At 71.0% G+C, this 25,225-nt stretch carries 24 protein-coding genes and 1 tRNA gene; 13 read left to right on the top strand and 12 right to left on the bottom strand.

All coding sequences use genetic code 11. The annotated features are described in order from the left end of the window. Positions 1–13 precede the first annotated feature (13 nt). From UWG_RS0104830 to UWG_RS29495, 4 genes are all read right to left on the bottom strand, one after another. The gene (locus UWG_RS0104830; protein ID WP_016906074.1) at positions 14–604 is read right to left on the bottom strand and encodes a phosphatase PAP2 family protein; all 591 of its coding nucleotides are present in this window, start codon (positions 602–604) and stop codon (positions 14–16) included. Beyond that, positions 601–1,851: an MAB_1171c family putative transporter gene (locus UWG_RS0104825; protein WP_016906073.1), complete on the bottom strand. Its 1,251-nt coding sequence runs from the start codon at positions 1,849–1,851 to the stop codon at positions 601–603. The genes UWG_RS0104830 and UWG_RS0104825 overlap by 4 nt, the downstream gene beginning before the upstream one ends. A 49-nt stretch (positions 1,852–1,900) precedes the next feature. Then, positions 1,901–2,527 carry a hypothetical protein gene (locus UWG_RS0104820; RefSeq protein WP_016906072.1) on the bottom strand — a complete coding sequence of 209 codons (627 nt, stop codon included), beginning with the start codon at positions 2,525–2,527 and terminating at the stop codon, positions 1,901–1,903. A 67-nt stretch (positions 2,528–2,594) separates the two neighbouring features. Continuing rightward, complete coding sequence (locus UWG_RS29495; protein ID WP_050988506.1) at positions 2,595–3,056, bottom strand: hypothetical protein; 462 nt, start codon at positions 3,054–3,056, stop codon at positions 2,595–2,597. Between the two features lie 587 nt (positions 3,057–3,643). On the opposite strand from UWG_RS29495, the gene UWG_RS0104810 reads away from it, so the two are divergent. The 3 genes from UWG_RS0104810 to UWG_RS0104800 all read left to right on the top strand — a co-directional run bounded on the left by UWG_RS0104810 (position 3,644) and on the right by UWG_RS0104800 (position 8,394). Then, positions 3,644–5,677 carry an SdrD B-like domain-containing protein gene (locus tag UWG_RS0104810; protein ID WP_016906070.1) on the top strand — a complete coding sequence of 678 codons (2,034 nt, stop codon included), beginning with the start codon at positions 3,644–3,646 and terminating at the stop codon, positions 5,675–5,677. Positions 5,678–5,872: 195 nt separating this feature from the next. Then, positions 5,873–6,331 (top strand): SRPBCC domain-containing protein, encoded by a 459-nt coding sequence (locus tag UWG_RS0104805; protein WP_016906069.1) that lies wholly within the window; start codon positions 5,873–5,875, stop codon positions 6,329–6,331. A gap of 560 nt (positions 6,332–6,891) precedes the next feature. Continuing rightward, a complete protein-coding gene (locus UWG_RS0104800) occupies positions 6,892–8,394 on the top strand; it encodes a DHA2 family efflux MFS transporter permease subunit (protein WP_029391175.1) in 1,503 nt (500 codons plus the stop codon). 49 nt (positions 8,395–8,443) lie between these two features. On the opposite strand, the gene UWG_RS0104795 is transcribed toward UWG_RS0104800, so the two are convergent. After that, a complete protein-coding gene (locus UWG_RS0104795) occupies positions 8,444–9,046 on the bottom strand; it encodes a TetR/AcrR family transcriptional regulator (protein ID WP_016906067.1) in 603 nt (200 codons plus the stop codon). Positions 9,047–9,150: 104 nt separating this feature from the next. On the opposite strand from UWG_RS0104795, the gene UWG_RS0104790 reads away from it, so the two are divergent. Beyond that, on the top strand, positions 9,151–9,972 hold the full coding sequence (locus UWG_RS0104790) for an SDR family oxidoreductase (RefSeq protein ID WP_016906066.1): 822 nt from the start codon (positions 9,151–9,153) through the stop codon (positions 9,970–9,972). Between the two features lie 60 nt (positions 9,973–10,032). On the opposite strand, the gene UWG_RS0104785 is transcribed toward UWG_RS0104790, so the two are convergent. Next, positions 10,033–11,046 (bottom strand): hypothetical protein, encoded by a 1,014-nt coding sequence (locus UWG_RS0104785; protein WP_016906065.1) that lies wholly within the window; start codon positions 11,044–11,046, stop codon positions 10,033–10,035. Between the two features lie 105 nt (positions 11,047–11,151). On the opposite strand from UWG_RS0104785, the gene UWG_RS0104780 reads away from it, so the two are divergent. Then, positions 11,152–11,973, top strand: coding sequence for a TetR family transcriptional regulator (locus UWG_RS0104780; protein ID WP_050988503.1), 822 nt, complete (start codon positions 11,152–11,154; stop codon positions 11,971–11,973). 253 nt (positions 11,974–12,226) lie between these two features. On the opposite strand, the gene UWG_RS0104775 is transcribed toward UWG_RS0104780, so the two are convergent. Further along, on the bottom strand, positions 12,227–13,165 hold the full coding sequence (locus tag UWG_RS0104775) for an aldo/keto reductase (protein WP_029391173.1): 939 nt from the start codon (positions 13,163–13,165) through the stop codon (positions 12,227–12,229). A gap of 83 nt (positions 13,166–13,248) precedes the next feature. Here UWG_RS0104775 and UWG_RS0104770 point away from each other — a divergent pair, with 83 nt between their 5' ends. After that, entirely contained in the window at positions 13,249–13,881 is a 633-nt protein-coding gene (locus tag UWG_RS0104770) for a TetR/AcrR family transcriptional regulator (protein ID WP_016906062.1), read from the top strand. Positions 13,882–14,236: 355 nt separating this feature from the next. Here the strand turns inward: UWG_RS0104770 and UWG_RS0104765 are convergent, their stop codons facing one another. Beyond that, a complete protein-coding gene (locus tag UWG_RS0104765; RefSeq protein ID WP_016906061.1) occupies positions 14,237–15,028 on the bottom strand; it encodes a serine hydrolase in 792 nt (263 codons plus the stop codon). 306 nt (positions 15,029–15,334) lie between these two features. On the opposite strand from UWG_RS0104765, the gene UWG_RS31950 reads away from it, so the two are divergent. Continuing rightward, positions 15,335–15,790 (top strand): transposase, encoded by a 456-nt coding sequence (locus UWG_RS31950; RefSeq protein ID WP_337459918.1) that lies wholly within the window; start codon positions 15,335–15,337, stop codon positions 15,788–15,790. A 395-nt stretch (positions 15,791–16,185) separates the two neighbouring features. On the opposite strand, the gene UWG_RS0104755 is transcribed toward UWG_RS31950, so the two are convergent. Further along, positions 16,186–17,370 carry an FAD-dependent oxidoreductase gene (locus tag UWG_RS0104755; RefSeq protein ID WP_016906059.1) on the bottom strand — a complete coding sequence of 395 codons (1,185 nt, stop codon included), beginning with the start codon at positions 17,368–17,370 and terminating at the stop codon, positions 16,186–16,188. Then, positions 17,367–17,987 carry a TetR/AcrR family transcriptional regulator gene (locus UWG_RS0104750; protein ID WP_016906058.1) on the bottom strand — a complete coding sequence of 207 codons (621 nt, stop codon included), beginning with the start codon at positions 17,985–17,987 and terminating at the stop codon, positions 17,367–17,369. The genes UWG_RS0104755 and UWG_RS0104750 overlap by 4 nt, the downstream gene beginning before the upstream one ends. Positions 17,988–19,027: 1,040 nt before the next feature. Between UWG_RS0104750 and UWG_RS31945 the strand changes: the two genes are divergently transcribed. Further along, complete coding sequence (locus tag UWG_RS31945; protein WP_157838533.1) at positions 19,028–19,870, top strand: TIGR02391 family protein; 843 nt, start codon at positions 19,028–19,030, stop codon at positions 19,868–19,870. Between the two features lie 405 nt (positions 19,871–20,275). Here UWG_RS31945 and UWG_RS0104740 read toward each other — a convergent pair. Next, positions 20,276–20,349, bottom strand: a tRNA-Gly gene (locus UWG_RS0104740). A 335-nt stretch (positions 20,350–20,684) separates the two neighbouring features. Here UWG_RS0104740 and UWG_RS33315 point away from each other — a divergent pair. The 5 genes from UWG_RS33315 (at position 20,685) to UWG_RS0104715 (ending at position 24,231) form a co-directional block, all read left to right on the top strand. Next, positions 20,685–20,849, top strand: coding sequence for a hypothetical protein (locus UWG_RS33315; protein WP_016906056.1), 165 nt, complete (start codon positions 20,685–20,687; stop codon positions 20,847–20,849). 156 nt (positions 20,850–21,005) lie between these two features. Beyond that, positions 21,006–21,581 carry a dCTP deaminase gene (dcd, locus tag UWG_RS0104730; RefSeq protein ID WP_016906055.1) on the top strand — a complete coding sequence of 192 codons (576 nt, stop codon included), beginning with the start codon at positions 21,006–21,008 and terminating at the stop codon, positions 21,579–21,581. A 31-nt stretch (positions 21,582–21,612) separates the two neighbouring features. Next, the gene (locus UWG_RS0104725; RefSeq protein ID WP_016906054.1) at positions 21,613–22,110 is read left to right on the top strand and encodes a phosphoribosyltransferase; all 498 of its coding nucleotides are present in this window, start codon (positions 21,613–21,615) and stop codon (positions 22,108–22,110) included. Between the two features lie 116 nt (positions 22,111–22,226). Then, on the top strand, positions 22,227–22,511 hold the full coding sequence (locus UWG_RS0104720) for a hypothetical protein (protein ID WP_016906053.1): 285 nt from the start codon (positions 22,227–22,229) through the stop codon (positions 22,509–22,511). A gap of 184 nt (positions 22,512–22,695) precedes the next feature. Next, positions 22,696–24,231 (top strand): ricin-type beta-trefoil lectin domain protein, encoded by a 1,536-nt coding sequence (locus UWG_RS0104715; RefSeq protein WP_016906052.1) that lies wholly within the window; start codon positions 22,696–22,698, stop codon positions 24,229–24,231. Positions 24,232–24,290: 59 nt separating this feature from the next. Here the strand turns inward: UWG_RS0104715 and UWG_RS0104710 are convergent, their stop codons facing one another. Further along, complete coding sequence (locus tag UWG_RS0104710; RefSeq protein ID WP_016906051.1) at positions 24,291–25,151, bottom strand: Yip1 family protein; 861 nt, start codon at positions 25,149–25,151, stop codon at positions 24,291–24,293. Positions 25,152–25,225 lie beyond the last annotated feature (74 nt).

The following is a 25,225-nucleotide window of genomic DNA, read 5'->3' as shown; positions in this document are numbered from 1 at the left end:
GCCCCGCGGCCGGTCACCCGAAGAGGAACGCGGCCGACGTCAGGGCACCCAGCCCCGCGCCCGCCACCGTCTGCGCGACGGTGTGGTACCCGAGCGCCACCCGCGACCAGCAGACGGCGAGCGTCATCGCGTACCCGAGGAGCCAGTACGGCGAGTGCACGGCGGCGAGCAGCGCGATCACCGAAGAGGCGACGGCCGCGTCGACGGAGATCTTCCAAGCGGTGTTGACGGCGAGGAGCACCACCGTCATCGCCCAGAGCGCCAGCATCGTCACGAGGATGCCGGTCGGCGCCGAGCCGAGGACCATCACGAGCGAACCGACGCCGATGGAGCCGAGGATGACGAAGAAGATGGGCGCGCGCTTCGTCCGGTCGACGACGTGCCGGTCGCCCCAGGTGCCGCGCTTGCGCTCCCACTCGATGTAGCCGGCCGGGACGATCCCGGCGCAGACGGCGCCCAGCAGGCCCCAGGGGATGCCCGTCCAGTCACCGGCCGCCGCGAGACCTATCCCGAGCATGCCGGCGAGGAGGACGTTGCGCGGCTGGAGTACGTCGGTGACGGTACGGGCCGTTGCGGTGGCGGTCGTAGGGGCTGCGGTGCTCACGCTGTCTGCTCCAGGGACTCGAGGACCTGCTCGGTGCGGGCCGGGGCGATCGTGCGGTACTCCCTCGCCACGCGGACGAGCCACGCTACTTCGTCGTCCTGGTCGCTGGCGTTCTTGGGCTCGACGGCCGCCGCCCGTCCGGCCTCGGCGCCGTCCCGGTGCGCGAGGAGGGCGACCTTGATCCAGTACGCGTCGGTGCGGGGCCCGGGGTCGGCGCCGGTCCCCTCGGTGTCGGCCTCGGCGGCCCGCCGTGCCGCGTCGAGCAGGTCGTCGGGCACGTAGTGCCGCAGCTTCTCCACGGCGTCGGCGATGTCCGCGGTCCACCGGTCGACGCGCAGGTCGGCGGGGGTGTCGAGGCGGACGAGGTCGCGCGTCCTGGAGCGGGGCGGCTCGAAGGGCTGGTCGGGGAAGGCCGTCATCAACTCCCGCCACAGCGGGTGGAGTCGGGCCTGCGCCCGCCAGAGCCGGGCGCGCCGCCAGCCGTTGCTGAACGCGGGCAGGGAGGCGCCGAGGGCGAAGAGGGCGAAGAGCACCACCTGCGCCGCCTCGGTCGCCCGGTCGAATTGGCTCGCGAACGTCGCGCTGGGGTTGTCGACGACGCTCACCCAGAGGAAGAGCGTCCGGCTCACCGTGTAGGCGACGCCGATGAACATCGCGCACGTCATCATCCCCAGCCCGATCCGCAGGTGCCGGCGGACGGCGCCGGCGGTGGCGAGCGCCCACTGGTACGCGCAGACCGCGGAGGCGGCGCCGAGGAAGAGGTAGAAGACGGACATGTAGAGCGTCGCGCCCCACTGCCCGGCGTGGTCGGAGACGAACCGGTCGGAGGGCACGGACCGGTCGACGACGGTGAAGAAGAGCACCGTCAGCAGCACCAGCGTCGCCAACGCGGCCTTGGCGACGACACGTTGGACCACCCGCGCGAAGCGCACGTGCCGGGGGACGGGGCCGCCGTCCGGGTACCGGCCGTAGATGGCGACGATGTAGCTGAGGATGGCGAGGATGGCGACGGTCGCCGTGTAGTGCTTGATGAGGACGGCGAGGTCGGTGACCTGGCTGTTGTTGAGCGCGGTCCGCACGGCCTCGGTCTTGGTCCACAGCGCGGCGGCGAACCCGGCGTAGCAGCCCCACAGGGCGCGGCGCCGTTTGTCCTCCTCGTCGCCCCAGAGCGCTGCCGGCATCCGCCAGAGTGCGACGGCGGTCATGAGTCCGGCTACCAGGTAGCCGGCGAGGTCGAGGGGGGTCACTTCGCGTGTCCTCTGGTCGGTGGGGGAGGGGCGGCGCCGGCGCGAGCCGTCAGGGGTCGCGGCGCCCGAAGAGGCCGCGGCGCCGGTGCGCCACGGGCCTGGAGAGCGAGTTGGCGAGGCGGCCGACCATGTCGTCGCTGGTCAACTCCCTTGCCATGCGCGGGATCAGAGAGGCGCCGAACTCGGCGACCCGCTCGTCGTGCGTGTCGTACTGGGCGCGGGCCTGGATCGGCCCCCCGCTCCGCAGCGCCCGGTCGATGTCGGGCGGGAAGGGGCTCGGGTCCTCCGGCTCCTCCGGCGGGGCCTCCTCGGGCGCGGAGAGCATCCGGGAGATCAGCGAGGTGTCGAAGACGGGGAGGAGCCTGCGGAGTTGTTCGGCGTCGAGGCTCGTTCCGTGGTCGAACCACTCGTGGCAGAGCTCGTGGAGGATGACGTGCTGCGTCTGGTACGCCGTGGGCCGGCGGCGGTAGAGGACGAAGCTGGTGGTGCCCGACTTCAGGCGCAGGCCGCAGGCGGAGTCGACGCTGGCGAGCCGGTCGGGGAGCTCGTGGAGGACGAGGGTGCGCCCCGCGGCCCGCTCCATGTTGGCGACCAGCTCGGGTATCCCGAAAGGCGAGGGGAGAGGCAGGTCGGCGAGACCCGCCTCGCACTCCCTCCGCAGCTCGCGTATGGACATGGATACCTCTTGATCTTCGTTCCACCTGTCCGCCTCGGTTGCCCGTCGCGGCTGCGGACGCCTTCCGCTACCCCTCCGGTTCCCCGCTGCGTTTCCGCGGCGTCCCGGAGCCGTTCTCCGCTTCGGACCCCTCCAGGAGAGAGAGTGCCAACTGCAGCAGCTCGGGCGGTAGTCCATTCTCCCCGACGCCGCGCCCCGCGAAGCCGCTGATCTCTCCGGTGCGCTGTTTCGCGAGGAACTGGAGTCCGGCGACGACCTCGTCGACGACCTCGGACTCCTCCTTGAAGAACCGCCAGTCGACGCCGAAGCCGAGGCCGAGCGCCTTGAGGATCTCCTCCGAGGGGTCGGTGACCTTGCCGGCGAGGATGTTGGAGAAGTAGCTGTGGGAGAGCGATCCGCCGCGCTCCCGCACGAGTTCGGAGAAGTACCGACCGGAGATCCGCTCGCCGGGGAAGGTCTTCTCGACCATGTACGCGACCTTCTGCTGCAGCGTCCTGAGCTCGGGCGTCTGCTCGCCGCCGTCGTCCATCCTGGCCCCCACGTGCACGTCCGCCGCTTGCGCGGTGCGGCGCCGCGCGGTCATCCGTCAACGGGCTCGTACTGTAACCGACTCCCCGGTCGGTCCTCTGGGACGCAGATCACCCCGTGGGCAAGTGGGTTGAATCGTTGCGGAGTCGAGCCCGGTCTTCGTCCGGGCTTGCGTAAGAACTCTACGTCACTGTTAACTCGAAAAAACACGGACAGGGGACCGCGAGGGGAGTCCCCTGCCCGTGTACGACTTCGCCGTATTCTGGGGGTAAAGGGCAAAACGGACGTCAAGTAGCCGCAGCGGCGCGGGGATCGGGCTCGACCGGGGTGTGTGCGTTTCGCCACACCTCCGGTGCTCCGCGGCGGGTGGCAGAGGTGTAGCCCTTCACGACGGGGGATGCGTGAAGGGCTACCCGTGCATTATGACACCTCGTCACCCGCTCCCGACAGCCGTCCCGGATACTCCTCTGCGACTGTCGTCCGCAGGAACGGACTCACCCGCCTGCACTGGCCCACATCCCGGTAAAGACCCCTATAACTGCCTATTTTCTCCTTACCGCACCGCGTCAGGGAGAGGACAGGGCTGCCATGCCGACGCCGCCGGACCGCACCAGACCGCTGCGGGGAGCGCTGGCCGCACTCCCGCTCGCCGCCGCTCTCCTCGCCGCCGCGCCCACGCCGGACGCGGACGGGGCGGGCGCCTACCGCGCCACGGCGCACGCCCCGGCGGTGGCGGCCACGGTGGCGGCAGTCGAGGGCCGCAGCCGTCCGGCCGGCCGGATCGCGTACCGCATCCGCTACTCGTGCTCCTCAACCACCGCCCCCTGCAAGGGAGTCCGCCTCACCGCCGCTCCGCCCGACGACGGGAGCCCGGACGGCGGCGTCGTCCCCGGTTCGGGCCGCGGCACGGAGAACCCCGACACCCGGTCCGTCACCGGCGGCGGCCCCGTCGTCTTCGACCTCAGGGACCTGCGCGGCGGCACGACGGGCGAGGTCGAGGTGGACTGGCGTCTCCCCGACCGGGCAGAGCGCACGGCCTACCGCCAGACCGTCCTCCTCACCGCCGACGGCCGGCCCGACGCCCACCTCACCTCGGACGCCGCCACGACCGGCGCACCCCGCCTCGCAGCCGCCCTCCGACTCGTCGACCCGCCCCACTCGGCGAGGGCCGGCGAGCCGGCCACCTACGAACTCCACGACTGCGCCCCGGCGCACGGCCACCGCGACCTGCGGCTGCGCGTCGCCCTCCCCCGCGGCACCGCGTTCAAGTCGGCGACGGACGGCGGCACTTGGGACCCGGCCTCCTCGACGATCACCTGGCACGCGCGACGCCCCGCCCCGAACGACTGCGACCGCCCGCGCCGCACCTACTCGTTCCAGGTCGTCCATCCCCCGAGCGACCGCCCCGGACCCTCCGACGTCCGCCTCGACGCCACGGCCACCGCCACCGCCCCGGACGGCCCCGCGACCGCCGAGCGCACCCTCGTCCACGCCCTCGACGACCGACGAGCCCCCGAGCGGCCCCGTCCGCGGACGGGGCACGGCTCCTCCGCCGTCGCCGACCTCTTCGTCCGCACCCGGCAGACCCCGGAGTGGAGCAGGCACGCCCGTCTCCCCGCCGCCTCGGACGCCGGGCCGATCGACCACCGCGTCCGGGTCACCGACCGCGGCGGCGGCCGCCTCGGCGACCTCGTCCTCTACGACGTACTCGCCGGCGACGGCGACACCGCGTCCGGCGCCCGGCCCCGCTTCGCGCGGACCACCGACGTCCCCGCCGGGGTGCAAGTCGCCTACTCCACCTCGGAGAACCCCTGCCGCCCCGAACTCTTCCCCGACGGCCAAGGCCCCTGCGAGAACGACTGGGCGACCGCGCCCCCGCCCGACCCCTCCCGCGTACGCGCCCTGCGCTTCGAGGCACCCGCGCTCCCCGACGGCGGACGCCGCCCGCTGCGCATCGACTACCGGACGACGGCCCCCGACGACCCCGCCGGAGCCGGCCCGGGCACGGCCCACACCGGCATCGCCTGGCACGCGACCCGCCGCGACGCCTCGGGCGCGACCCACCCGCTCCTGCCGGCCACCTCCCGGGCCGCCGCGCTCGACCGGTACGACGGCCGCGTCACCGGCCGGGCCTGGAGCGACGCCGACCGCGACGGCCGCAGGCAGCCGGACGAACGCCCCCTCCGCGGCGTCGAGGTGACCCTCCTCGACGCGGAAGGCACCGAGACCGCCACCACCCGCACCGCCGCCGACGGCTCCTACGCACTCGCCGCCCCCTTCGGCCGGTACACGCTCTCCTTCGCCCACCCCGAGGGACGCGCCTTCACCCGCCGCGCGGCGTCCGGCGACCCGGCCGCCGACAGCTCCGTGCACCCGCGCACCGGGCGCACCACCGCCGTCACCACCCCCGACCGGCCCGAGGCCGTCGCCAACGCCGGTCTCCTGGAGCCCCGTTCGGCCGGGAGCGCGGCCCTCGGCGGCCCAGGGCAACAGGAAACAGCACCCGAGAGGACGGGCTTCCCCGTCCTGGAGCCGGCCCTCGCTGCCGTGGCCGCCGTCCTCCTCGGACTCGCCACCCTCGCGCGGCGCCGGCGCCGGAGCGAGCCACGCGGCGAGGGCTGAGCCGAGGGGATGCGCCGCTCCGGTGCGTCGGCAGGGCGACTTCGGCCATGTCGTGCGCGAGCGCGGTACGGGCGCCGCGGATGCTGGTGCGCAGACCGGCGCGCGTCCGCCGGCCTGCACGACGCACGACCCCGCGGGTCACCGGGCGAGGCACGCCCGGCGCCCCGACCGACCCGAGAGACGGGAGCACGCACCATGAGCGAACGATCCGCCCTCCATGCGACGTTCACCCTCGAACGCGACTACCTCGTACCTCCGGAGCGGACCTTCGCGGCCTGGGCGGACCCCGTCTCCAAGTCCCGTTGGTTCGCCGGCGTCGACTCGGGCCACACACTCGACTTCCGCGTCGGCGGCCAGGAGGTCACCCGCGGCACCGGCCCCGACGGCTGGGAGCTCACCTACACCTCGACCTTCCACGAGATCCTCCCCGACACCCGCATCGTCTACAGCTCGACCCTCTACGGCGGCACCTCCCTCGCCACCGTCTCCCTCACCACCGTCGAGTTCCACGCCACGGACGAGGGCACCCGCCTCGTCCTCACCGAACAGGGCTCCTACCTCGACGCCCACGAGGACCCGTACTGGCGGGAGCGCGGCACCGCAGACCAACTCGCCGCCCTCGCCACGACGTTGCTCCGTCCGGACGAGGAGTGACCCGGCCCGTGCGCCGGCAGGGGTGACGGAAGTCACCTACCGCCGGACGCTCGAAGCCGCGCTTCCCCCCTGCGTCCGGGAATCCGGGGGCTCTCCCGGGCGTTGGCCCGATCGTCCGCGCCCACCTGCACGGAGTGGTCCTCCACTCGCACCGGCCCGCGGACGTCCGGCGTACGCACGGTACGCAGCGGTGGCCAGAAGGGAGAGGAGAGCTGTGCGGCGCTGCCCGCGCACATGCCGAAACCCGGAGGCGGAACCGCCCCGGGACGTTCAATAATCGGACGAGTGACGAAGCTTCGGGGGAGGAGACCCGTCATGCGTACGGCGTGCAGGACCGCTCCGCGGAGACGCCCGGAAGGCGTTGCCGCGGCCGGCGGCGAGCCCCGGTAGCCGCCTCCGCGGTTCCGCCCGAGCGCGAGGAGGCCCTGCCGCCCTGCCCTCCTCCGTCCAGCGGCAGCGGCACCCTCGCGTGAGGCGTGCCGGAGGCCGCACCCCGACCGACCAACGGTCCCGGCGCACGCCGCGGCCGACCGCCACCAGCCTGTGAGGAATGCCCCGCCGTGACCGAATCCGTGACCTCAGTGGGCCCGGACTCGCCCCGCGCCGAGACCCCGGCGCGCGCTCCCGTACTCATCGCCGTGCTCGTCGTCTCGGCCTTCGTCATGATCCTCAACGAGACGATCCTGAGCGTCGCGCTGCGCGACCTCACCGTCGACCTGGGGGTCTCCACCACCACCGTCCAGTGGCTGACCAGCGGCTTCCTCCTGACCATGGCCGTGGTCATCCCCATCACCGGCTTCCTGCTGGAGCGCTTCACCGCGCGGCAGATCTTCCTCGTCTCGCTGACGCTGTTCAGCGCGGGGACGCTGATCAGCGGGCTCGCCCCCGGTTTCGGAGTGCTCCTCGCCGGGCGGATCGTCCAGGCGTGCGGCACGGCCGTGATGCTGCCGCTGCTCATGACCTCGGTGATGCGGCTCGTCGCGCCCTCGAAGCGCGGCGCCACGATGGGAACGATCAGCATCGTCATCGCCGTCGCGCCCGCCGTCGGCCCGACCGTCGGCGGGGCCGTGCTCGCCTCGCTCGGGTGGCGCTGGATGTTCTGGATCGTGCTGCCGCTCGCCGTCGTCGCGCTCGTCTTCGGCGCGATGTGGATGCGGCTGGACGGCGAGACCCGGCAGATCCCGCTCGACCTGCTCTCCGTGCTGCTCTCCGCCGTCGGCTTCGGCGGCGTCCTCTACGGGCTCGCCTCCATAGGCGAGTCGGGCGGGGGCGAGCACCCCGTGCCGCCGTGGGCACCGATCGTGGTCGGTCTCGTCGCGCTCGCCGCGTTCGTCTGGCGCCAACTCCGGCTCCAGCGCGAGGATCGTGCCCTGCTCGACCTGCGCCCGTTCGCCATCCGCACGTTCAGCGTCGCGCTCGTCCTCTCGGCGCTGCTCTTCATGTGCCTGCTGGGCGTGGGCTCGATCATGCTGCCGCTGTACCTCCAGACGGTCCTGGACACCAGCACGTTCGTCAGCGGCCTCGCCGTCCTCCCGGGCGGTCTCCTGCTCGGACTCCTCGGGCGACCGGTGGGGAGCCTCTTCGACCGCTTCGGCGCCCGTCCGCTCGTGATCCCGGGCGCGCTCGCCATGGCGGTCTCGCTCTGGCTCTTCACCCTGCTCGGCACCGGCTCCCCGCTCGCCGCCGTCATCGCCATCCACCTGCTGCTCATGGGCGGCCTCGGTCTGATGATGACGCCGCTGATGACGGAGTCCCTCGGCGCCCTCCCCGACCACCTCTACTCGCACGGCAGCGCCATCCTCTCCACGCTCCAGCAGGTGGCCGGCGCCTTCGGCACCGCGGTCTTCGTCACCGTCGCCTCGCTGGGCGCGGCCGCCGGCTCCTCGGTGCCGGACGCCGCGGGGCTGCGTACCGCGTTCATGGTCGCGGGCGTCATCGGCGTGCTCGCCTTCGCCGCCTCCCTCTTCGTCAGCCGCAGCCCTCGCCCGTCCCGCCTCCACGCCTCGGGGCCCGGGGCGACGGAGCCCGAGCGCGCCCCCGCGCCGGCGGCTCCCGAGGCGTAGTCCTGCCGCACGACCGAACCCCCGTCCCGTGGGCGGGGGTTCGGTCGGTTCATGTCACCTGGCGCGACGGCGCCGTCAGTCCGGCGGTGACGAAGGCGACGACCGTCTCCGTGGCGGGGAACGCCCAGGACTCCGCGGGCATCTTGGCGAGGGGGCGGCCGTAGGTCTGCATCACGAGGTCGAAGGCGAGGCGGCAGCGCTCGGTGACCTCCTGGGGCGACAGCCCGGGCAGCGCACGTCCGACCAGTACCTCGAACGGTGCGGGCGTGAAGAGGCTCGGGGCGCCCGGAAGCTGTCCCGTCGGCAGGGCGGTACGCGCGAGGAGGTGGCAGAGCACCCGGCCGTCGCGGGTCCCGACGAGCTCGGCGAAGGGCTCGGTGAGCGCGGCGGCCATCTCCCGCACCGCGACCTCCGTACCGGAGTTGCTCGACAGCGCCTCCAGCCGCCCCGCCCACAGCGGCCGCAGTTCCCGTTCGAGCAGTGCGGTGACGAGCCCTTCGCGGGAGCCGAAGTGGTAGTGGACCGCCCCCGGGTTCACTCCGGCCGCCGCGTTGACGGAGCGGAGCGAGACCTGGTCGGCGCCCTTCTCCAGGAACAGCTTCTTGGCCGCGGTGAGCAGGCGGTCCCGCGTGGAGACCTCGTGCTGGCTCATGCACGCCATTCCACCACAGGGCGGGGACACGGCACCTCCGGTTCAATCACTGATTGATTTATGCTTGGAAACAGCACCGCACGTACCACGGCAAAGGAGAACCGATGGGCACCCACGTCGTCACCGGGTCCGCTTCGGGCATGGGCGCCGCGAGCGCCGCCCGGCTCCGCGAGGCGGGCCACCGGGTCATAGGCGTCGACCTCGGGGACGCCGACGTCGTCGCCGACCTCGGCACCGAGGACGGCAGGCGGCACGCCGTCGAGGAGGTCCTCTCGCTCAGCGGCGGCACCCTGGACGGAGTCGCCGCCGTCGCCGGCGTCGGACCGGACATGCGGGACGCCTCGGCCGTCGTATCGATCGACTACTTCGGTCCTGTCGGCCTGTTGGAAGGCCTGCGTCCGGCTCTGGAGCGCTCGGGAGCGGGGCGGGCCGTCGTGATCAGCTCGAACTCCGCCACCACCGTCCCGGTGATCGACGACGCACTCGTCGACCTGCTGCTCTCCGGTGCGGAGACGGCCGCCCGCGACCACGCCGCTGCAGCGCAGCGCGCCATGTCCGCCGAGGCGCCGGAGGCGTCGCCCAGCATCTCGGCCTACGCGACGTCGAAGCTCGCCCTCGCCCGCTGGGTCCGGCGCACCGCCGTCGCGCCGGAGTGGAGCCGCCGCGGCGTGCTCCTCAACGCGATCGCACCCGGCGCCGTCGTCACCCCGCTGATGACGGGGTCCACGGGCGTCGCCCCCGACCCGGACGCCTTCCCGACGCCGATGCCGCTCGGCCTCTTCGGCGAACCGGCGGACATCGCCTTCTGGATCGAGCAGTTCCTGCGCCCCGAGGCCCGCTTCACCACGGGCACGCTCCTCTTCGTCGACGGCGGCACCGACGCCGCGATGCGCACCGACGCCCAGCCCACGGCGATGCGTCCCTGAGCGCGGGGGCGGCTCGCTGCGGCGCCGGGCCGCCCTTTCCCGTGCCGTCCGCCGCGACCGTCACCCCGCGGTCGGCAGGGCGTCGGCCCCCCGGGGGCCGCGTCCCCGGGCGATCAGCACGAGCACCACGCCGAGGAGCACCCACCCGCCGAGCACGAGCGCAGGCGCGCCGGCCCCGGCGCCGTCGAAGAAGGCGTTCGCCCGCAGCAGGCTGCCGGAGGCCCCCGGCGGGAGGGCCTGACCGAGCGCCGCCCAGCCGGCGGGCAGCCAGTACGGCCCGGTGGCGAGCCCGGAGAGGGGGTTGCCGAGGAACATCATCACGGCGGCCCCGAGGCCGAGGCCGACGAGTCCGAAGAGTGCTTCGAGCCCGACGAACGTGATCGAGAGCGCCGCCACGCCCAGGCTCAGACCCAGCGCCGTGAGCCGGTAACCGCCGTCCAGGGAACCGGTGCCGTACTGGAGGACGGCGGCGACGGCCGCCCCCGCCACGAGCGAGAAGAGGAGCGCGCCCGCCAGCCGCGGCCCCAGCCCTTTTCGTCCGCGGAAGAGGCGCCCGAGGAGGGCGGCGGGGAAGACGCCGCCGAAGATCAACGGCAGCGCCGCGGACGAGAAACCGGCCCCGCGCGGGTCGTCCTCGGGGAACGGCACCAGGTCGTGGACGGTGGCCCGGACGTCCTGCCGGGCGGCGAGGCCGTCGCCCACGGTGGTCAGTGCGCCGGCCGCCATCGGGCCGCCGGCCGTGGCGGTGTAGACGTCCATGCCCCCGGCGCTCGCGGCGAGCCCGCCGGCGATCTCCCGGTCCCCGACCGCGGACTTGAGTGCCTCGGGACTGTCGTAGACGGTGACGTCCCATGCGTCGCCTGCGAGCTTCTGCTCGGCGGCCCGGGTCACCTGATCCGGCCCGGCGACGCCGATCGGCACGTCGTGGGGACCGCCGTTGACGCCCGGCAGCGCGAAGGCGCAGAGCATCACGGTGACGAGAGCGGCCATACCGAGGACCACGGCCACCAGCTTCGCCCCCGCGCCGCGGGCTCGGGTGCTCGTCTCGACGTCGGTTGCGGGAGGGCTGGACATGGTGACCTTCTTCTGTCGGGAGGCGCCCGGCCCCGGCGCACAACTGACGGAGCCCGCCGCGCAGTCGGCTGGACTGAGTAATGAGTACAGGCTAGGTTTATCGCTGTGTCAACGCATGATGAAAAAACTGCACGCGGTTCCGTACCCGCAGAGCTCGTCGAGGCCGCCCTGCGCGTCGCCGAAGCCCGCGGTACCTCCGTGGCCGGCGTACCGGCGCTCGCGATCGCCCAGGAGGCGGGCGTCTCCCGCAGCACCCTGATGCGCCGGCTCGGCGGATCCCGCCGCGCGTTGGACGAGGCCGTACGCGCGAGGGGCGTGGACCCCGGAGGCCAGAAGTCCGTGCACGACCGTGCGGTGGACGCCGCGGCCTCGGTGATCGGCGAACACGGCCTCGCCGCTGCGACGTTGGAGCGGGTGGCGGAGTCCGCGCAGTGCTCGGTGCACAGCCTCTACGCCGTCTTCGGGAACCGGGACGAACTGCTGTTCGCGGCCTTCGAGCGGCACAGCCCCATCCTCGACGTCGAGGAGGCGCTGGCCGTCCCCGGCGAGCCCCTGGAGCAGCGGGTCCGCCGCATCCACCACCTCGCGGCCGAAGCGCTCGACCGCGAGCCCCGCGTCCTCCCGGCCATACTGGCGCAGGTGCTCGCCCGGCCCGACGACCCGTCCGTACAGGACGTGGCCGCGCGGATACTCCGCCGCATACTCGACGGCGTCGGCCGGTGGCTCGCCGCCGAAGCAGCAGCCGGCCGCGTCCGCGACCTGCCTCCCCTTCTGCTCCTCCAGCAGATGATGAGCCCGCTCCTCTTCCACTTCCTCCTCCGCCCGGCACACCGCTCCGTCCCCGAAGCGGAACTCCCGACCACGGAGGCGGCCGTGGAAACCTTCACCCAGGCCTTCCTGCGCGCCGTCGCGGCACCTGAGCGCTGACGGCGGGGGCGAACGCGCGTCCACGGTGCGGCAGTTGGGCTTTCCTGCGCGTCCGGAGGGGCGCTCGGCCGCACGTCGACGACCCTTCCCGGCGCCACGGCGCCTGCACACCTACCGCGCCGGCCGACGGGTCGGCACCGGTGGGTGTGCTGCGACCGCAGGTGAAGTGCAGCTCTGCGGCGAACTCCTGAGCCGCGAGTCCGGACAGCGCGAGGTTGCTCCTCGGCTCGTCGTCCGTGGGCCGACGTGCGCCTCAGTCGGCGACGATGTCCCCGGACCGCGAGGGGACGGCATCGAGCGCGGCGAGGGTCTCGCCGTCGAGGGCGATCTCGCCTGCCGTCACGTTGGCCTCCAGGTGCTCGGGGTTGGCGGTGCCCGGGATGAGAAGCACGTTGGGGGCGTGGTGGAGCAGCCAGGCCAGCCCGATCTGCGAGGGGGTACGACCCAGGGACCGAGCGGCGGCGAGGACGGCGGGCTCGTCGGTCACCTTCGGCATGCCGGGGAAGGCGCTGCCGAGAGGGAAGTACGGAACCCAGGCGATGTTCTCGGCCAGGCAGAGCCGGAGCATGTCCTCGTCGTCGCGCGAGACCAGGCTGTAGGCGTTCTGCACGCAGCCCAGACCGACCGGGAGCGCGCAGCGCAGCTCGTCCATGCCGACGTTGCTGATCCCGATCGCGCCGATCTTGCCCTCGTCGCGCAGGGCGGCCATCTCGGCGAGCTGGTCGTCGATGTCGACGAGCTGCTCACCCTCGGCGCGGAGACCGGGGCCGTGGACGGCGCGGCGCAGGTTGACCAGCGGGATCTGCTCGAGTCCGAGACTGGCGAGGTTGTCCTCGACACCGGTGCGCAGCTCTTCGGGCCGCTGGGCAAGACGCATCGGGTACGGCCCGCCGGGATCCGGGGTGGCGCCGACCTTGCTGACGACGAGAACACCGTCCTCGTCGCGTACTGCCTCGCGGATGGCCTCGTTGGCGAAGCGGTTTCCGTAGAACTGGGCGGTGTCGATGTGGTCGACACCGAGCTCGACCGCACGGCGCAGGATGCCGAGGGCGGCGCCGCGGTCGTCCTTGAGGCGTTCCAACTGCATGGCCCCGAAGCCGACGCGCGAGACGGTGCGGCCCGCGAGCAGGCCGGCCCCGCCCGCGCGGGACGCTCCGGTGGACGTGGACTCGGAGTGAGAGGTGGAGGACATCATGAACTGCCGTTCTCGTGAGACGCTGAGACAAACGGAGGAGCCTCCGTTAAGCGGCCCAGACTACCGGAGGAGCCTCCGTTTTGAGTACGACCGAGCCACCGCCTTCCGCTCGCACACCCGGCCCGGGCGCCCCCGCCCGGGCCGACGCCCGGCGCAACCGCGAGAAACTCCTCACCGCCGCCCGCACCGTGTTCGCCACCGCCGACGACACGGTCGCGCTGGAGACCGTCGCCCGCGAGGCCGGCGTCGGCATCGGCACCCTCTACCGCCACTTCCCCACCCGCGAAGCACTCGTCGAAGCCGTCTACGCCGCCGAGTTGGACGACGTCACCACCAGCGCCCACACGCTGCTCTCCGAACTGCCGCCTCCGGCCGCACTACGAGCATGGATGGACCGCTACGCGGCGTTCGTCACCACCAAGCGCACCATCATCGCCACCCTCCGCGCCGGCTGGTCCGCGGGCACCATCGCCACCCCGGCCACCCGCGAACGCCTCACCGCCGCGATAACGACCATCCTCACGGCCGGAGCCCGAACCCACTCGCTCCGCCCGGACATCGACCCCGACGACGTGACCACAATGCTGCTCGGCACCTTCCTCGCCACGGCCCCCGGCGACGACCCGGACCGAACGGCTCGCCTACTCGACCTGATCACCGATGCGCTTCGGCCGCTGGTGGGCGAGCACACCGGTACTGACACTGCGTCATAGCCGTTCGTGGCCCACGCTGATCCGGGAATCCCCGTACGCAGTACGCTCGGTGACCGGCTGGCCCACCGAGACGGCAGTTGCGCGCACATCCCCTGGGGCGCCGACTGCCAGGTGCCGACAATTGCCCGGCCGCCCCACGACACCGATCGCCGTACCCACGCCACGGAGAGCCTCCCGGCCTGCGAAAAGGCCGGTGGTCACCTCACTGATCAGCGGTCTGTCGAATGCCTCGGGAGCCGGTGATATCCCAGGCCATGCGTGCGACTGGGGGAAACGCCGTACCGACCCCGGAGGCCAGGCGCCCCATCGCGGGCCACCGGGAAGGTGGAGGCGGATGCGCGGAGGTGCGCAGGTTTTACCGCAGGGTGTGGAAGGCGGGGGAGTTGAGGTCCTTGTGGACTGCGCGGGCGATGGTCTCGATGCTGTCGATGCCGTCGTCCATCGTCTTGTTGTCCTGCGAGAGCACGGAGATCGTGTAGTCGTGGCCGGCACCGGTGAACGCCCCGAGGCTGTGTACGCGCCAGCCGTTCGAGTCCCGTTCCAGCCAGCCGTTCTTCACGTGCGTCTCGGCTTCCTCCGGAGCGCCTGCCGGGGTGCCCCAGCGCTGGGAGGGGATGACAGCGCCGGTGAGCTTGAGGATGTAGGCGCGTGAATCGTCGCTGAGCACCGGGTTCGCGTGCGTCACCAGATGCAGGAGCTTTTCCTGTTCGTTGGCGTTGACCTGGGTGAGCCCCCAGGCCAGGTCGGGGTCGAGGGTCGTGTTGGTCATGCCCGCGGCCTGGAGGAATCCGTTGATCTTGTCCGGTCCGAGCTGCTTCCACAGTGCAGTGGTGGCGTCGTTGTCGGACTTCGTGATCATTTCGGTGGCGAGCTCCTTCTCCTTCGCCGTCAGGGCGCGGCCGTCCTTCTGCGCGTCCCACAGCAGCGTGGAGAGGACCGCCACCTTCACCGTGCTGGCGGAGTCGTAGTTGCGGTCCGCATCCACGGTGCAGGTGGTGTTCGTGGTGCGGTCGTGGAGGCTGACCGACGTGGTGTTGGCGGAGTCCTCCAGCGCCGAGTTGATGTCCTCGGTCAGCTGCTCGGCGAGTTCCGGACTGTCCGAGGTGCAGACCGCGGCCTGCGGGGTGGCTGCGTGGGCCGATCCCACCGAGGCGATCGTCGGTATGAGAACCCCCGCGGCAAGCACTGCCTTCGAAGTCAGCGCGCTGCGCGAGGTGTTGGTTATTCGTCGGTGGCGACCCATGGTGCGCTGTCCGTTCTTCGCTCGTGCATTTCGTCACACGGGCGCCTGCACTCGGCTGGATGAATCCGCGCTCTTGCTCCCGTGTTCGTGTCCCGTATGACGCAGCTATGGCGGTGAAGGTTCAAGAACACGTCGAGTCAAACAGATTCGTTTCGATTTGCACACAATGCTTTTCTCCCCTGAAGGTGCATATCGGACGATTCAGTTCATGTGGTGGCGCGAGGCGTGGGAGACGTTCGGCAGCCGCAGTGTCGGCGACTGCGTGAGCAGTGGGCTCGGTTGGAGAGGTTGCTGCCGCAAGGCATCAAGCCGGGCTGTCCGGCGGTGTGGACGCGGCGGCAGTTGATGGACGGCATACGGTGGCGGACCCGGACTGGTGCTCCCTGGCGGGATGTGCCGGAGCGCTACGAACCGTGGGACCGGGTCTACGACCTGTTCCGGCGGTGGCAGCGGAACGGCACCTCGGCCCGGATCGACACCCAACTTCAGGCCCAGGTTGATGCGAAGGGCCTGATCACCTGGGACGTGAGCGTCGATGCCACCGTCTGCCGGGCCCACCAGCACGCCGCCGGAGCGGTGAAGAGGGGGACCTGCAAAAGGAGCCGCCGGGAGGGATTGCCCTCGAGCCGGCCGACCACGGACTCGGACGCTCCCGGGGCGGGCTGACCATCAAGGTTCACCTGGCGGTGGAGCAGGGACAAAAACCCCTGCCAATCGTGATCACAGCCGGGCAGCGCGGCGACTCCCGCAGTTCGAGCCCGTCCTGGAAGCGGTCAGGGTGCCTCGGCCGGGACTCGGGAGGCCGCGCAAGCGTCCGGACCGGGTGCGGGCGATCGCACTGTGTGCCCAGGAGAGGTGCTGGGTTTGCGGGCAGCGGCGCATCCGTGCCTGAGCGATGTGTGCGTGGGTACACGGCTGCCAACGTTCTCGGTTCGGCAGAGTGCTCGGAAGGCCAGCCTCCGCAGGGGCTCCCGGGGGCCCCGTGGAGGCGACGCGGTTCTCGGATCGCGCTGGTTCGCCGGAGCGGGCCGAGAACCGGGGCGACAACGACCGGTGGGCAGCTACCGGTGTGCGGCGGCGAGTTCGGGGACCACCCCTGTGGTCTTGCCGACCAGTGCGGCGGCGATGCGGTGGTCCACGCCGGGGATGCGGGAGAGCTTCATCATGATGTGGCGTGCCCGTAGCTGGAGTGGGGAGGCGGGCAGAAACCAGCGGGCCCCGCTGCGTGCCACCTGCTGTTTCTCCTCCGCTATCGGGCGCCACGTCCGCTCGTACGCCTCCAGGCCCTGGTCGAGGGTGGCGTGGCGGGCGAGCTGTTCGGCCAGGACGTAGGCGCCGGCGATGCCGAGGGAGGCGCCTTGGCCGGCGAGCAGGGAGACCGCGTAGCAGGCGTCGCCGACCAGGACGGTGCGGCCCCGGCTCCAGTGGGGCACGGTGGTCTGGGCGACGTGGTCGTAGTAGACCTCCTGGTGCGGCGGGCAGTTGGCCAGGACGCGGGGCACTATCCAGCCCAGGGTGCCGTATTCGTGCCGCAGCGCCTCGCGGGCGTCGCGGGGCAGCGTGGTCTCCTGCGTGCGGTGTACGGCGAAGGCGGCCACGAGTCCGTCGCGCAGGCCGTAGAAGCCCATCTGCCGCCCGATGGTGTCGGTGAGGAAGAAGCCGCCCCGCACCCGCTCGTGCAGCTCTGGGTCGCGGAAGGTGAAGGCGGCGGTGTGGAAGCCCAGATGGCGCAGGTAGCGCTCCTCGGGCCCGAAGGCCAGCTCGCGCACGGTGGAGTGGATGCCGTCGGTGCCCACCAGGAGGTCCGCCTGCAGTGCGCTGCCGTCGCTCAGCTCCACCCGTACGCCCTGGCCGGTCTCGGTGAGGGCCGCGGGTCCGGTGGAGAAACGCAACTCGACGCTGTCGCTGAGCTGTTCGCGCAGTGCCTGCTCCAGGTCGGGGCGCATGATGCTGAACATCCTGCCGCCCGTGACCTTCGTGAACTGACCGTACTTCAACCCGGCGCGGCGCCTGCCCGTCGCATCGAGGAAGCTGGCCTCCTCGATGCGGTAGCTGCTCTTCTGTACCCGCGGCAGCAGGTCCATGGCCTCCAGGGCGTCGTAGCCGGGGCCGAAGAAGTCGATCATGTAGCCCTGGGTGCGGGGCCCGGGCGCCTTCTCCAGCACGGTCACCTCCCAGCCCAGGGCATGGAGGCGGTGTGCGAGGGCGAGTCCGGTGATTCCGGCTCCGCAGATCACGGCCTTCATGTGCGGTGCCTCTCTTCCGTTGCATGCTGCTTTCCGGGCGGTTGCCCGGCTGGTGTGTGGAGGGTGCGGGCGAGTACGGGCAGGACGTCCTCGGCGGTGAGGCCGGGGTGCAGGGAGCGGTAGAGCATCAGGCCGTCGAGGGCGGCGAACAGCACCGTCGCCGTCTCCTCAGCGGCGGGCACGCAGCGCTCGGCCAGCCACCGCGCCAGCGGGGCGGCGGCCTCGCCCATGACCTCGCCGAGGGCGCGGCGCAGTTCCTCATCGCGGGTGGCGGCCAGGTACGCCTCGATGAACAGCAGCGAGTCGGGGTCCTCGGGCGCGTAGCCGAACAGCGCACCCACGATCCGCTCCAGGCCCTCCTCGGGTGTCCCGGCGTCATCGAGCAGAGCGGTCAGCTCGCCCGTCAGTCTGCGCATCACGCCGACCGTCGCCTGCCTGAGCAGGTCCTGGAGGGAGTCGAAGTGGTAGTGCACCAGTCCGGGGCCGACTCGGGCGCGGCCGGCGACCGTGCGGGTGCTGACCGCGCCCCAGCCGAGCTCGGCGATCAGCTCGGCCGCGGCCTCCTGCAGCCGTCGGCGCACCTCCTGGCTCGTACGGGGCGCGGTGGGCGGTGTCATCGGGGCTCCTGCCGTGCGGCGGGTTTGGGCGGACGTATGGGGCATTCGCATTGGGCAACTGCCCAAACAGTAGCGCGACAGCACTCCCGTGCCCAGAGGTCGGGGAGCGGCATGTATCCGGCTTACTTCTTGCGTGCGCTGCGCTCGGCGGGTTCCGGAGAGGTGTACCGGCTCTCAGGGGGCGGGGTATCACCCTGTCCGCCGGTGGAACGGACGGGAAGGGGCGCCTCAGGTGCTCGGCACTACCGGGTCGTCCCAGCCCATGCAGGTCGCGGCCGCCGTGCGGGGCGGGCATCTCGCCGCCCGCCTCGGAGAAGGCGGTCGGCGCGTCGACGAGGGAGCCGCGCTGTGCCGCGGACATCCGCGCCACCACGGCGGAGATCTCCGCGCGGCGGCGGACGGTGACCTCCTCCACGATGCGGTGCCCCGCATCGGTGAGCCGCACCAGCCGCTCGCGCCGGTTGCCCGGGTTGACCTGCTGGTCGGTCGGACCGACCGGGGTGAGCCGGGACATCATCCGCATCGCGGTGGACGGGTTGACACCCGACCTGCGCCTTGGGTGGCTGAGCTGGGCCGATGCGGGGTTCGCGGGGTGACGCCGGGCCGTCGTGGTGTCCGCCGTTGACCGCTGGTCACCGGCCGTTCTGGTGCGCTGTGGTGCAGCAATGGCCGACAGTTCACCTTCTGTCTGCAGGCTGGGCATGGGCCGGTCAGCGATGGTCCAAGCGGTCCCGACTGTGGTGTCGACGGCTACCGCAGTTGGTGGGGTTGCTGTACTTCACTACTGCACTGCACCTGCCGCTGAGTGCGAGGGCCATCGCACGCCCTGGAGACTGTGGCACTACACAGGGGCCGCTGCAGGTGGTTACCTTCGGCCCAAGCCATGGATGAAGAGTGATCTCCCATCAGTTGCCTCGGACCGATCCGGCATGCGCTGGCGGTGATCATCCTCCACCTTTCTGCTGCTGTTCCTCATGCCTGCCATCCCGATGCAGACTATGCTTCAAGTCGGAAACACCCCTATCCACGAGGGAGTAGTAATGGCTAGGCGAGAGTTCACCGCTAATGCTTTAATTCCGCACGGCCACCACCAGAACTGGAAGCTCATCGAGGAAACGATACGAGAAGTTGAGAGAATTACAGATCAGTGGCTATATGCGGAAACCGCAATTCGCGTTGAGGGGAAGCGTGATCTGTACGGTAGCTACAATTCTCTGATCGATGCAAAGATTGAACTCGGGGAAGACCAGCGAGACGTAACGGAAGTGGACATCTCGCGCACTGAAAACGATGACGACAGCTCAGAGCAGTACGTGTCGGTCACCTTTTCAAAGAACGAAAGGTCGACTTCATGGGTATTTGCTTCGGGGCCAGTGAAGCGAGCCTGTGAGGATCTCGTCCGCGGCCTACAGTCATTCATCCTCCAAGCGATTAACCATCCGGAATCGGCTAGGATTAATTCGGCTGAAGGGGGTGTATTCGAGACACAGTTGCAACACCTGCATCCCGCCGTGAAGCCGGGAGCGTTGGTGCGGCTAGCAAGCGGGCACGGCGATGAAGCAGTTGAAGAAGCATGTAAAAGTGTGGGGGCTCGCCTTCGAAGCCTAACAGGATTGGATCAAGACGGCACATCCCTCGTGACGAACACGCTAGGCGGCCAACCCCTGATCACGCTGAATGAGGGGAAGACGCAGTCAGGCGAAGACGAGCAAAAGGGGTACATGCACTTGGGGATGGCACTGTACATGGCAGCTCGAAACCCTCGCGCGCACAGGCCGTCTGATCCGAATTTCGACTCCAACGAAGTTATTGAATGGCTGTCCGTGGCGAGTGCACTGCACCGAGCGCTGGACAGGGCGAGCCTCACCCGCGGGAAGGAATAGCTCAAGTTCAGAGGCTGGGGCCTTCCCGATCTCTGACTCGCAGACGCCTCCGCTGTGCCCCGGCCGGCCACTTGGCGATGGCGGGACTAGTCTGCGGACCGCGAAGAGATCTGGGCGTCGTGCCACTGGCCTGGCCGGTGTGCTTTGCCCGGCGGTACAGAGGCATCAGGCTCGACGCCTGGTCGTGGCGGTGCTGGCGCATGTCTGCTGGTGGGACGAGTCGCGCTGGGCAAAATGATCCGAAGTCCCTGCTGCGCAAATGGGGTTACTGTTCCGGGCTGCGCGCTGAGTGTGCCCGGGCCGGCGCCGAGCACTAACAAGGCGGCCTCGCCACTATCGGGCACGGGACACGTAACCCGCCCCGGCAACAAGCAAGACCCAGGTCCCTGACCTGGGTCTTAGTCATGGAGCGGGCGACGGGAATCGAACCCGCGCTCTGAGCTTGGGAAGCTCATGTTCTACCATTAAACTACGCCCGCGCAAAGCCGGAGTTGTCCGGCTCGGCCTTCGATACTCTACCCCATGCCGGTCCCTCGCTGCACAGAGCGAGGGGCCTTCTCGTTGTCGGGGGAGGCGTGGGCGGGTGTGTTCGGCGGTGTCCCTGGGCAGGGTGAACGGCCGCCCGGAGGTGCGGAGTCGGTGGTGGTTGCCAGGGTGGGGCGGGGGTGTGTGAGGGTGCGGGGCGGGGTGTCCGTGCCGTTGTTTCGGGGGGAGTCCCGAGGCGTACGGTGGAGGCGGAGCGCCGCCTCCAAGGTGGTCCGGAGCATCCCCTAATGTGGCATTTGTCGTCCACGTACTTGGGGAGAGGGTGCCGATGGAGTCCACCGTTGTGGAGTGCGCCGAAGGGCACGTGTTCAAGACCTCGACGTTCCCGATGCAGAACCTCGGCGCGAACCGGATCGGTCCCGGTCGGCTGCTGAGATGTCCGCGCTGCGGCCGACTGCGCCAGGCCGTCCCCGTGGCGCACCGCAAGCGCTGAGGGAGCGGTGCGGCCGGGCCCGCCGTGGCGACCGGCTGGCGAACGGCGGGCGCCGCAGCAGAAGTCGGGGGTAGCCGACAGTGCCGTCGGCGGTGCGCCCCGTCACGGGGTCGGTCCGATTGGGCCGGCCCCGTTTCGTACGCGTACCCTCGGTCCGTGCTTCTCTCAGACAAGGACATCCGGTCCGAGATCGACGACGGCCGGGTGCGGATCGAGCCGTACGAGCCGACGATGGTCCAGCCGTCCAGCGTCGACGTCCGGTTGGACCGCTACTTCCGGGTGTTCGAGAACCACCGCTACCCGCACATCGACCCGGCCGTCGAACAGCCCGATCTCACGCGGCTGATCACCAGCGAAGAGGGCGAACCGTTCATCCTCCACCCGGGCGAGTTCGTCCTCGCCTCGACGTACGAGGTGGTCACGCTCCCCGACGATCTCGCCTCGCGCCTGGAGGGCAAGAGTTCCCTCGGCCGGCTGGGTCTGCTGACGCACTCCACCGCGGGCTTCATCGACCCCGGATTCTCCGGGCACGTCACGTTGGAGCTGTCGAACGTCGCGACGCTGCCGATAAAGCTCTGGCCGGGCATGAAGATCGGGCAACTGTGCATGTTCCGGCTGACGTCGCCGGCCGAGGAGCCGTACGGCTCGCCGCGGTACGGCTCCCGCTACCAGGGGCAGCGGGGCCCGACACCCTCGCGTTCCTACCTGAGTTTCCACCGCACGCAGGTCTGACGGCCAGAGCGAGAGGCAGCGGAGAAAGCCCGTGAGCGACGAGCGAGAGAACCTGACGTACCCCCTCTTCGGGCAGGCCGTCCGGGAGTTGGCGCAGAGTGTCGCCGACGACGGTTACGAGCCCGACATCATCCTCTCCATAGCACGCGGGGGCCTCTTCGTCGCCGGCGGCCTCGGATACGCGCTCGGGGTCAAGAACCTCCACGTGATGAACGTGGAGTTCTACGAAGGGGTCGGCAGAACCCTCGACGTTCCGATAATGCTCCCGCCACTGCCGAACGCCGTCGACTTCTCAGAGAAGCGCATCCTCGTCGCGGACGACGTCGCCGACACCGGCCGGACGCTCAAGCTCGTCTACGAGTTCTGCGAGGGCCACGCGGCCGAGGTCCGCACCGCCGTCATCTACGAGAAGCCGCAGTCACTCGTCGGCTGCCGGTACGTCTGGAAGCGCACCGAGAAGTGGATCAACTTCCCCTGGAGCGTGGAGCCTCCGGTCGTCCCGCGCGACGGGCAGGTGCTCGACGCCTGAGGGGCGCGGTGCGCGTCGACGCAGCGTGACCGGGGCTGCTCGATGTTGGTTCTCGCGCGTGCGGGACACCCGGGGACGTGAGGCTTCCGCGTCAGTACATCCCCGGAGCGTGAGCGATGGAGACACTCGTCCAGGTCGGTCTGATCGTGTTGATGATCCTGGTCGCGGCGACAGTGATTCACCTGGTGAACGCGCAGACCGTGGGCAAGCAGGCCGCGCCGCACCTTGTGCACCACAAGTCCGAGCACCACCTCGGGCCGTTGCCGCGTGAGACGCCGCGGCCCGACCCCGTGGCTCCGCCGCCCGATCGGCTGGAGAGGGAGCACGAGGAGCGCGAGGAGGCGTACGAGCAGTACGGGTATCCGGAGCACTACCACGGGGAGCGGCGGTCGGAGGAGTAGCGGCGCGGGTTGCCCGGGGGGTGGGGGTGGCAACCGCGGCTGCTCGTTTCTTTTGGGCGTGATGTCGCCCCGCTCAACGTGTTTGACGGAAATCGTCGTTCGTGGTGTGAAGTCTTCCCTTCGCCGTCTACCTGCCGGTAGAAACCGCGGGTAACCGAAGACGCAGCCGGAGGGGGACCACCTCATGGCACGTGCGAGAAAGGCCGTCGCGACCGCGGCGGCCCTGGTGATGGCGTGTAGCGGACTGGGCCTCGCGACGGCGCAGAGTGCCGGAGCGGAGGCGCAGCGGGCGGCGGGCGAGCGCGGGGCCGCACAAGCGGCCGCGCTGCCACCGGAGTTGGAGAAGATCAGGGCGGCCGAGGCGGAGGAGCTCTACGGCGACCCGGCGGAGCGGCCGATGGGCGAGCGCAAGACCTCGCTCGTCTCCATCGGGGACTCCGAGATATCGGGCGAGGGCGTCGGCACGTACGAGCCGGGCACCGACGGGCCCGACAACTGGTGCCACCGCTCCCCCGACTCCGCCGTGCACCGTACGGGGATCGGTGCGGAGGTCACGTACAACGTCGCCTGCTCGGGCGCCAACACCGAGAACGTGCGCATCGGCGGCAGCAAGCAGTACGACGACGAGCTGGTGCAGTCCGACAGCCTCGCCGTCAAGGCGCGCAACACGCGGCTGGAGCAGATCCAGGTCTTCGTCGGCGCCAACGACGACCTCCAGTTCGGTCCCGTGCTGACCGACTGCGTCGTGCGCTGGTTCACCCTCCAGGGCCCGTGCCGGGCGAAGTACGAGGACGGCTGGCAGGACCGCGTGGACGCGCTCGTCCCGAAGGTCGAGCGCACGCTGGGGGACCTGCGCACGGTGATGTCGGAGGCCGGATACGCCGACGACGACTACCAGTTGGTCCTGCTCGGCTACCCGAGCCCGATCGGCCCGGACGTCAAGGACAACCCGGACTTCCCCGGCAAGCTCCCCGGTGGTTGCACCGGTTACACGAGCGACTCCGGCTGGGGCAGGGACGGCGCCGTCCCGCCGTTCGAGCGGGGGCTGCGCGAGGCGGCGAAGCGGGCCGGCACCGAGTACCTCGACCTCTCGCGGCTGATGCAGGGGCACGAGGTCTGCATGGAGAACACCTGGGTCCGCGGTCTCCATGTCGACCTGAGCAACCCGTTCCCGCCCGACGAGAACTCGGTCCGGCAGTCCTTCCACCCCAACGAGCGCGGCCACGGCGCCTTCGCCGCCTGCCTCACCGCGATGTACCGCACGGAGAGCCGCGAGGCGTCCTGCGCCGACCCCGACGGCTCGGGCACCCCGCGCCTGTACGACCTCGCCTGGGACGACGTCTTCGCGCCGCTCACCAACGCGGCCACCGGGAGCTGCCTCGACGCCGACGGCGCCGAGTCCGCCGTGGGGACGCAGGTCCGCGGCTGGTCGTGCGGCGAGGACCAGCGCAACCAGGGCTGGTGGTACGACGAGGAGTCCCGCTCCCTCTACACGCAGCTCACCCATGACAGGTGCGTGCAGGTCGAAGGCGAGGTCGCCGAGGGCGCGGGCCTCGTCCTCGGCGACTGCGCGGCGGACGCGTCGGCGCAGCGCCTGGTACGGGAGGACGGGACCTTCCGTCCCGCCGACGACACCGGCCTCTGCGTGACGCTGCCCGGCACCGAGGAGCAGGCCCGCCTCGCCGCCTGCGACGGCTCGGAGAGCCAGCGGTTCGCCTGAACCACCCCCCACGCACCGGGGCCCCGCCGCCGTGGCGGGGCCCCGGTTGCGGGCCGGGGTCAGAAGGTGCCGAGCTTGATCAGGAAGAGCAGCGCGAGGAGTTGGATGGCGGAGGCGCCGAGCGCCTTGAGCCAGGGCAGGTCGTGCGAGCGGCTCACCATCGAGGTGAAGAGGAAGCCCGACGCGATCCAGGTGAGCCAGCCGAGCAGCTGCACAAGCGAGGCGTCGCCGCCGAGGAAGAGCGCGAAGACGAGCCGCGGCGCGTCCGTCAGCGACATGATCAGCATCGAGAGGCCGACGGTGGGCGCCCACGAGCCGACGCCGCCGAGCTGCCGGGCGAGGGTGTGCGTGACGACGCCGAGGAGCAGCCCTGCGATGACCATCGCGATGCCCGTCGTGAGGACGTACGGGATGGCGCTGGAGATCGTCGTGTTGATGGCGTCCTCGCGGGCCTTGTCGAAGCCGAAGACCGCGAGGAGGCCGTAGAGGAAGGTGACGAGGAGCGCGGGGCCCCAGACCGGGTAGTCCCGCATCTGCCAGAAGGTGCGGTTGGGCCGCAGGACGACGCCGCTCAGCAGCTCCTTCCAGGACAACCGCGGACCGGGCGGCGGCTCGGGAGGGCCGTCGTGGTAGCCGCCCTGCCCGTACGGGTCCTGGACGCTGAACGACTGGGTGTGGCCGGGGTTGTTGGCGTACGGGTCGCCGCCTTGCGGGGGGCCGAAGTACTCGGGCTGACCGGGGCCGCCCGGTGGCTGCGGCGGGCCCGGGTACTGCCCCTGGCCGGCCTGCGGCCAGGCGCCGGGCGCGGGCTGCTGCCCGTACGGGGGTTGCTGCTGCCCGTACGGGTACTGCTGCTGGGGGTACTGACGCCCTTGTGCGGAGCCCGAATCCCGGCCCCGTCCGCTCCTGAAACCAGCCACGCCCCCGAACGTACCGCGTCGCACGACGGCCCAGGCCGTCCAGCGGAGACGAGACCGGATATCGCTGCTGACCT

Source organism: Streptomyces xiaopingdaonensis (genome assembly GCF_000262345.1).
In the GTDB taxonomy this organism is placed as follows: Bacteria; Actinomycetota; Actinomycetes; order Streptomycetales; family Streptomycetaceae; genus Streptomyces; species Streptomyces xiaopingdaonensis.
This window is presented reverse-complemented; position numbering and strand designations above follow the sequence as displayed.